Below are 8775 nucleotides of genomic sequence, written 5' to 3' on the forward strand. Positions count from 1 at the left end.
AGGCTTTGGAAGCGGTCTATGGGGGCTTGTCCTTTTCTGGTGGAAGTGGGTGAAGGGGGGGGGAGGGGCGGCGGGAATAGGGTGCACGCCCGTGAACCGCGCGGGCGGGTCGAGCTCCCGTCGGGAGCTCCCCGTCAGGCCCTGCTGTAGAGCACCCCGTCGGCCCAGACGTGCTCGGTGCGGCCCCATGCCATCGCGGACGCCGCGTCCGGGAAGAAGCCGTGGCCGTTGAGGTTGGCGCTGGTGTTGCACAGCACCGGGATGCCGCTCAACTCGTGGTACGCGCGCAGGATCTCGGCGAGCACCGGGTCGTCCTGGTCGCTGACGGTCTGCAGGCGCGCGGTGCCGTCGAGGTGGGTGATGGCGGGTACGCGGTCCAGCCAGTCGGGGCGCACGTCGTGGTCGAAGAGCATGTACGGGTCCGGGGTGCCCGGGTCGAAGATCTCGGGGGCGTGCTCCGTGAGGCAGATGGGAGCCACCGGCCGGTAGTGCTCGCGGTTCTTGAGCTCGTTGAGTAGGTCCTTCATCGCCGGGTCGTTGGCCGGCGCGAGGATGCTGCGCGCACCGAGCGCGCGGGGGCCCAGTTCCGCGCGGCCGCGCAGGAACACCAGGGGCTTGCCGCTCTCGTGCAGGATCCTGGCGACCTCCGCGGGCGTGCAGGCCCGCTCCGTCCAGCCGGCCGGGGTGCGGGGCGTCGAGACCAGGTCCGGCCCCAGGCGCTGGTGCCACTGGACGGCCGAGACGCCCTTGCCGTGCGCGTACTCGGCGCACGCCGTGCCGATGGCGGAGCCGGAGTCGTCGGGGAACGGCGGCACCCAGACGTCGTTGAAGAGCGGGTGGGCGCGCAGGGCGCTGTTCCACTTGATGTTGAGCGCGCACCCGCCGGCGAAGGCGAGGTTCCAGGGACCTTCGCCCTTCCAGCGCGTGATCTTCTCGACGATCCGCTCGACGAGGAGGTCCTCCATGAACTGGTGCATGCTGGCGAGGACGTCCTCGTCCGGGACGCCGAGTGCGGCGATGTGCTCGGCGGCGTCGCCGAGGTAGGCGTGGGTGTAGCGGTGCGAGGGCTCGCCGTTGCTGCCGCAGCCGATCACGGCGCGGCGGTACTCGGCGACGGACCCGGTCGGCGCCTCGAAGTTCCGGTGGAAGGCGTCGCGCAGGGCCTCCTGCACGGCGTCCTTCGGCCGGCCGAGGGCGATGTACGCCATCAGCTTCCCGGCGACGGAGAGGTCGTCGACGACCCGCGAACGGTCGCCCGCCCGGCGGGCCCACGGCCCGAAGTACTGTGCGGCCATGGCGTACGAGTGGCCGATCAGCGGGAAGACCTCGCCGCCGTTCTCGACGGTGCCGCTCGACGCGTCCACGAAGTAGAGCCGCGGGAAACAGCCCCCGTCCCACACCAGGACGAAGGAGTCCTCCCCGCGGGCGGCGAAGGGGCTCGGACAGTAGGCCGCGGCGAAGTGGCTCGACATGTGGACGTAGCTGTTGTACTTCACCATGTGGCCACCGATGGGGAGTTCGCCGGTGACTCCGGGGCGGACCAGGCTGTTGATGGTGTCGTTCTCGCGGTAGGGCGCGACCTTGAGTTCGAGCGGTGTGCCGTGGTCGAGAACGGAGAGCCGGCCGAAGTCCGCGCCGTCCCAGCCGTCGAGGGCCCAGTTGTCGACGTCGGACACCTTGAAGCCGTGTTCGGCGAGGATCTCGGGAATCAGCCGGAGATCGGCGACGGGGCTGTAGCGGGCGTTGTTCGCCAGCTTCTGCACCTCGATGTTGAAGACGAGCCTGTCGTCCTCAAGGAGGGCCAGTCCGCCGCTGTGCGTGAGCTTGAGGCCAGCTGTGATCATGGTCGCTTGTTCCTAACTGACATGAGTGCGAAGCAAGTTGGCGTTGCGGGCGTTGGCTCGGGTCTGCTCCGTGCACCGGGCGAGGCCGGCCTCGTTCCCGGACAGCAGGGTGAAACCGGTCGGACGCAGCTTGAGTTCGACGCAGTGGAGCCGATCCTCGGGGCTCATGCCGGCGAAGATCTCCTGCAGCCGGGTACTCGCGAACAGGTCACTGCTCGCGAGGGTGCCGAACTCTCCCTCGGCCCAGTGCTCCGAGTCGATGAGGCCGGAGCCGCCGTCCCAGTTGATTCCGTGCACGACGGTCCAGTCCGTGCCGTCGCGGAAGAAGTCCGCGGCTTCCTGGAAGCGGTACGCGTTGACGATCGGATGGAGGTAGGCGTCGGCGTCGGCGGCGAGTTGGGTGGCCGCCGAGACCTCCGCGAAGGACGTGCGCGTGCCGTACTGTTCGACCGAAAGGGCGAGCCCCAGGTCCGCGAGAACCGTCTTCGAGATGTCCGCGGAGGAGTTTTCCATCAGCACGTGGACGAGCCGGCGATTCAGCAGGCGGTCGAACTCACCGTACGGATGATAGTACCAAGTGTAGGCTATTCCATCGTCTTTGAGGTGCTGCTGCAGCCAATTCACACCACCCGCGGGGTCCGCCAGGTGGTGAATGACCCCGGTGCTGGTGATGAGGTCGAAATGGCGCCCCAAGTGCCGGCCGCCGATCTCGGCATGCCGGAAGTCAACGTTGTCACAGTCGTGATTCCTTGCCAACCCCCGGGCCACCGACAGTGAATGCTCACTGAAGTCGACGCCGAGGAATTCGGTGTCCGGATACTGCAGGGCGAGACCGATCAGACGGTGCCCGGTGCCGCATCCGGCGTCCAGCACCTGGCAACCGTCCAGGGACGGAAGGACCAGGTCGAGACCCATCGCGACGTCGTAGATGGGCTCGGTGTCGGAATTCGGCAGCGGGTAGGGGAACTCCTCGTAGAGCGCGCGTACATCGCCCGAGGACGGCGGGTGGGACGGCATGAATGAACTCCTGTCCGTACGGAGAGAACTGTGAAACGAGCCGCTACTCGACGCCGCTCGCGGTGCACTGCTCGATCGCCTTGGAGATTTCGCCGGCCAGCACGCCCGCATGAGCCGCGCGCAGGAAGGTCAGATGGTCCCCCGGCGTGGGCCGCGCATCGAGTTCGGCCACGAAGGGTGACCAGCTGTCGGCGATGGACAGCGACCAGGGGGAACTCTCCGCCTGGTAGAGCAGCACCGGGCAGGAGACCGCCGGGGGCCGGTAGTGGAGGAGCGCCCGGGTGTGGGCCTCCATCGTCCTGAGGTGGGCGAGGAGTTCGCCGCGGCGCAGCGCGAGCATGTCCGCGGGAAGGTTGAGCTCCAGCATCAGCTCGGCGACGGCCTCGGACCGGGCCGGGTCGCCCGGCGCCGCGTCGGTCAGCCGGCCGAGCAGATCCGCGGTGGCGGCATGGTCGCGCGCGACCAGGTCCATGGCGCTGCTGACCGGCAGGCAGGCGTCGAGGGCCACGAGCAGGGCGACTTCGCCGCCGGACTCCTCGATCAGCCGGGTGACCTCGATGGCCAGGGCGCCGCCGAAGGAGTATCCGGCCAGCAGGTAGGGCCCCTCGGGCTGCAGAGCCCGGATCGTCTCCCAGTAGCCACGGGCCATCGCCGCCACGTCGGACTCCGGCGGCAGGTCGAAGGCCACGCTGCGGGCCTCGATGCCGATCACCCGGACGGTCGGGGCCAGCGCCTCGGCGAGGTGGACGTATCCGCTGACGTTGCCGCCGCCCTCGTGGAAGGCGAACAGCGTCCGCGGCGACGTGCTGCGGTTCAGCGTCACGGTGGACACCCGGGCGCCGCCGTCCGGCGCGGGGGTGCCGACGGCCGCAGCCCGCGTGGTCGTCGCCCGCGTGGTCGTCGCGCGTGCGGACAGGTCCGTGATCGTCGGGTTCTGGAAGAGCAGCCTCGGTGTGATCCGCACACCGCGGCTCCGCGCCTTGGCGATGACCTTCATGCCGAGGAAGGAGTCGCCGCCCAGTTCGAAGAAATTGGCGTCCGCGCTGACCCGGTCGACCTTCAGGACCTCGCACCAGATGTCGGCCAGGATTGCCTCGGTCGGCGTCGAGGGCGCCACGTACCGAGTGCCGGCCTCTTCCCGGTCCGCCTCAGGAGCGGGGAGCTGCTTCCGGTCCACCCCCTTGCCGTTGGCCATGACGGGCAGCACGTCCAGGAAGGTGAACACCGAGGGGATCATGAAGTCGGGCAGCCGGCGCGCGCACCACTCCCGCAGGTCGGACACCGCGGGGCGGTCGCCGTCCGCGGCCAGGCAGTAGGCCACGAGGCGCCGCGCGCCCGGCTCGTCCTCGCGCAGCAGCACCACGCCGGCGGTGAGCCGGGGGTGGGCGCTGAGCGTCGACTCGATCTCCCCCAACTCGATGCGGAAGCCGCGGAGTTTGACCTGGTCGTCGATGCGGCCGAGGAAGTCGAGCTGCCCGTCGGGCATCCAGCGCACCAGGTCTCCGGTCCGGTACATCCGCCCCGCAGTACCCCCGGGGCGGGGGTCGCGGACGAAGCGTTCGGCGGTCAGCTCGGGCCGGTTGAGGTACCCGCGGGCGACGCCCTTGCCGCCGATCCAGAGCTCGCCCGGAGCGCCGATCGGGGCCGGGCGGCCCGTGCCGTCGACCACCAGGACGTCGGTGTTCGCCACCGGTGCGCCGATCGGGACGACGGACACGGGCCCGGTGAGCAGGCACGTGGTCATGTTGACCGTGGTCTCCGTCGGCCCGTAGATGTTGAACAGCGGTACGGAGGTGCGCCGGAACCAGCGTTCCACGGAGCTCGCGTGGACCCGCTCGCCGCCCATGCTCATCAGCCGAAGGCGTGGCCCCGGCCGGGTTCCCTCCGCCAGGTGCGAGATCAGCTCGTTCCATACGAAGGGCGGCAGCTGGCAGACGGTGATGTCCTTCGTCCGGATGGTCTCCAGCACCTCCACGGGGGTCCAGTCGTCGCCCCTGGGGACGAGGCGGGCACCGGCGATCAGCGTCGGGAAGATCTCCCCGACGGATCCGTCGAAGGTCACCGAGGAGAACTGCAGGTAGGCGTCGTCCGGGGTGAGCCCGTACTGGCGGCGCATCTCCTGGACCCGGTCGCTCATCGACCGGTGCTCGATCATGACCCCCTTGGGCCGGCCGGTGGAGCCGGACGTGTAGATCACGTACGCGAGGTCGTCCGGGCCCGCGAGCGGTGCGGGATCGTCCACCGGGGCGGCGTCGAGCAGCGCCGCGTCGGCTCCGCGGTCCAGGCAGAGGGTGCCCACCGAGCCGGGCAGCCGCCCGACCAGGTGCTGCTGGGTGACGACCACCGGCAGGGCCGTGTCCTCGATCATGAAGGCGAGGCGCTCGGCCGGGTACTGCGTGTCCAGCGGCACATAGGCACCGCCGGACTTCAGGATGCCGAGCACCGTGACGATCATGTCGAGCCCGCGCTCCAGGCACAGACCGACCATCGTCTCCGGCCCGATTCCCAAGGTCCGCAGGTGGTGGGCCAGTTGGTTCGCCCTCTCGTTGAGCGCGCGGTAGGTGAGGGTGTCGTCGCCGAACTCCACGGCGATCGCGTCGGGCCTCTCCCGCGCCTGGGTCTCGATGAGTGCGTGGACCGGGACGTGGTCGGCGTGGGGGAGGTGCGGGCCGTCCCACCGGGCGAGTTGCGACCGGTCCGCCTCGGTGAGCAGGTCGACGGCGCCGAGGGTGCTCTCCGGGGCACTGGTGAGGATGGTGGCGAGCAACTGCTCCAGGTGTCCCGCCATGCGCTTCGCGGCGGCGTCGTCGATCATGCTGCGGTCGTGGACGAGGTGGAGGTAGAGACGGCTGTCCGAGTAGGCGGCTCCGAGGACCAGGGGGTAGCCGGTGCGCTCGACGTACTGGAGGCGGCGCCTGCTGAGCCCCTGCGGGAGGTCGTCGCCGCTCAGCAGCTCCGGGTAGTTCTCGAAGATGAGGATCGAGCGGAACAGGGAGCCGGGTATCCCGCTCCACCGCTGGATGTCGGCGAGCGAGCTGTACTCGTACTGGCGGAGCTCGACGTGCCCGTCCTGCAGGGTGCGGAGCCAGTCGACGAGCCGCGCGTCACGGGGGACGGAGGCGCGGACGGGAAGGGTGTTGATGAAGAGGCCGACCATCGACTCGACGTCCGGCAGGTCGGCCGGGCGCCCCGAGACCGTGGAGCCGTAGAGGACGTCCTCGCTGCCGCTGTAGCGGGACAGGAGCAGGGTCCACACACCCTGGATGATCGTGTTGACGGTGATCCGGTGGGCCTTGGCGAACTCGCCCACGCGGGCCGAGAGTTCGCTGTCGACCGCGAACTCCGTGTCGCCGAAGCCGGTTTCGCCGGTCTCACGGTCGACACCAAGCGGGCTGGGTCCGGTGAGGCCGTCCAGGGCGCGACGCCAGAACGCCTCGGCCTCGGACTGCGAGCGCTCCGCGATCCACTCGATGTAGCGCGCGTAGGGCACGGGCTCGGGCAGCGCGGGGGCGGTTCCCGACAGAGCCGCGCGGTAGCGCGTGTAGAACTCCCGCTGGACCAGCTGGGCGCTCCACCCGTCGAGCAGCAGGTGGTGGAACGACCAGACCACGATCGTCCGGTCGGCACCGGTCCGCACCAGGGTGAAGCGCATCAGCGGCGGCCGCTCCAGGTCGAAGCCGCGGCGCCGGTCCTCGGCGAGGAGCCGCTCCAGGCGCTCGCGCTGCGCGTCGGCGCCGGCGTCGCGCCAGTCGACCTCGTCGAAGCCGATCCCGGCGCGGGCGTGGACCGTCTGGCGGGCGCCGCTCTCGCCGTCGACGGCGAAGGAGCTGCGCAGGATGGCGTGCCGGTCCACGACCTGCTGCCAGCCGCTGCGGAAGCGTGCGACGTCGAGCGGCCCGGTGAACTCGTCCACGAACTGAACGACGTAGGGCCGGACTTCCGCCGCCTCGGCCGTGTGGGCCAAGGACTGGAAGAGCATGCCGGTCTGCATGGGACTCAGGTCGTACGTCGGGGGCTCGGTGTCCCGGGTGTCCCCGGCGGCCGCGCGCTCCCGCTGGGCCCGCACCAGCGACCTCAGGGCAGCGGTCACGCCTTCGACGAGCTTCTCGGCCGTCTGCCTCTCGTGGATGTTCCTGCTGTACGAGACGCTCAGCGACATGCGGTCGCCCTGGACACTCGCGGCGATGTCGATCACATGGGCGCGTTGTCCGTCCGGGTCCACGGACCCGCCGTGAGGCTCCCCGGCGTCGGCCGGCCGGCCGAGGCCCGGGACGTCGCCGTCGAACTGCCCGAGGTAGTTGAAGCTGATCTCGGGCCGGGCCGCGTCGCGCAGGCTGTGCCGCGTCTCGTCCGTTCCCAGGTGGCGCAGAATTCCGTACCCGACGCCGTTGTGGGGCACCGCTGCCAGCTGAGCGCCGACGTCCACCAGGCACTCCGCCGGGCCGCGGCCGGCTGCGAGACGCAGTTCGACCGGGAAGATGCTGGTGAACCAGCCCACGGTGCGGGACAGGTCCACGTCCTCGAACAGGTCCTCCCGGCCGTGCCCCTCCAGTGCGAGGAGCGTGCTCGACCCGCCGGTCCACGCCGTGACGGCCTGCGCGACGGCGGTCAGCAGCACGTCGTTGATCCGGACGTCGAAGGTGCGGGGAACGTCGCGCAGCAGCGCCGCGGTCTCCTCACCGCCCAGGGTGACCGTCACCGCGTCGTACGACGCGGTGGAGTTGTCGCCGGGCAGGTCCCGCGGGATCGGCCCGGAGGTGTGCGGCCGGGTCCAGTGGTCGAGTTCGTCGGTCGCCGCGGGCGTGGTCGCGTAGTGCTGAAGCCGGGCGGACCACGCCTGGTACGAGGTGGTCTTCAGGGGCAGTACGGGGCGCTCTCCCACCGCGAGGGACTGGTAGGTGTCGGCCAGGTCCTGGAGCAGGATCCGCCAGGAGACGCCGTCGACGGCAAGGTGGTGGACGGCGAGCAGGAGCCGCTGGCCCCGCCGGGCGCCGAGGTCGAACAGTGCCGCGCGCAGCAGCGGGCCCGACGCGAGGTCCATGCCCTGCTGCACCTCGTCGGCAGCGGCCCGCATCCGGGCCCACATGTCGTCGTCGGGCAGCCCGGACAGGTCGTGGTGCGCCGTGCACGGCGCCGGCTCGTCGGGGCTGTGGGTCTGGCGCCAGCCGTCGGAACCGTGCTCGAACCTGAGCCGCAGCGCGTCGTGGTGCTCCACGAGCAGCGCCAGGGCCGCGTCCAGGGTCGCGAGGTCGAGCCCCTCGGTCTCCAGGAGCTGGGACTGGTTGAACTGCGCCCTGTTCGACATCTCCAGGCCGAAGAACCAGTGCTGGATGGGGGTCAGCGCCGCCTCTCCCTGCACGGGCCCCTGTTCGGCCCAGACCACGGCGCCCTCCTCGGCGTGCCGGGCGATCTCGGCGACGGTCTGGTGCTGGAAGATCATGCGTGGGGTGAGGTGCAGGCCGTAGCGTTTGGCGCGGGAGATGACCTGGATGGTGAGGATGGAGTCGCCGCCGAGTTCGAAGAAGTTGTCGTGGACGCCGACGCGGTCGACGCGGAGGACCTCGGCCCAGATGCGGGTGATGGCTTCTTCGGCGGGGGTGTTCGGGGCGGTGTAGTCGGCGCCGAGCCGTGGGCGGTGGTTGCCGGGGGCGGGCAGGGCCTTGCGGTCGATCTTGCCGTTGGCGGTGAGCGGCAGTTCGTCCAGGTGGACGAAGGCGCTGGGGACCATGTGGGTCGGCAGGGTGCGGGCGCACCATTCACGCAGGTCCGCGACGCCCGGTTCCGCGCCGGCCGTGACCGGGACGGTGTAGGCGGTGAGACGGCGGTCGCCGGGGGTGTCCTCGCGCAGGAGGACGGTGGCGGCCTTCAGGTCGGGGTGGCGGGCGAGTGCGGACTCGATTTCGCCGAGTTCGAT

Annotated in this window: 3 protein-coding genes; all 3 read right to left on the minus strand. The window is 70.6% G+C overall.

Going from position 1 to position 8775, the window contains the following annotated elements:
* Positions 1-134: 134 nt before the first annotated feature.
* Entirely contained in the window at positions 135-1844 is a 1710-nt protein-coding gene (locus ACFVGO_RS18105) for a carbamoyltransferase N-terminal domain-containing protein (RefSeq protein ID WP_359897285.1), read from the minus strand.
* A 12-nt stretch (positions 1845-1856) separates the two neighbouring features.
* The gene (locus ACFVGO_RS18110; RefSeq protein ID WP_380632743.1) at positions 1857-2861 is read right to left on the minus strand and encodes a class I SAM-dependent methyltransferase; all 1005 of its coding nucleotides are present in this window, start codon (positions 2859-2861) and stop codon (positions 1857-1859) included.
* 43 nt (positions 2862-2904) lie between these two features.
* On the minus strand, positions 2905-8775 hold a 5871-nt coding region (locus tag ACFVGO_RS18115), incomplete at its 5' end, for an amino acid adenylation domain-containing protein (RefSeq protein ID WP_380632746.1).

The sequence above is a fragment of the Kitasatospora sp. NPDC057738 genome (genome assembly GCF_042798815.1).
GTDB lineage: Bacteria > Actinomycetota > Actinomycetes > Streptomycetales > Streptomycetaceae > Kitasatospora > Kitasatospora lactacystinica.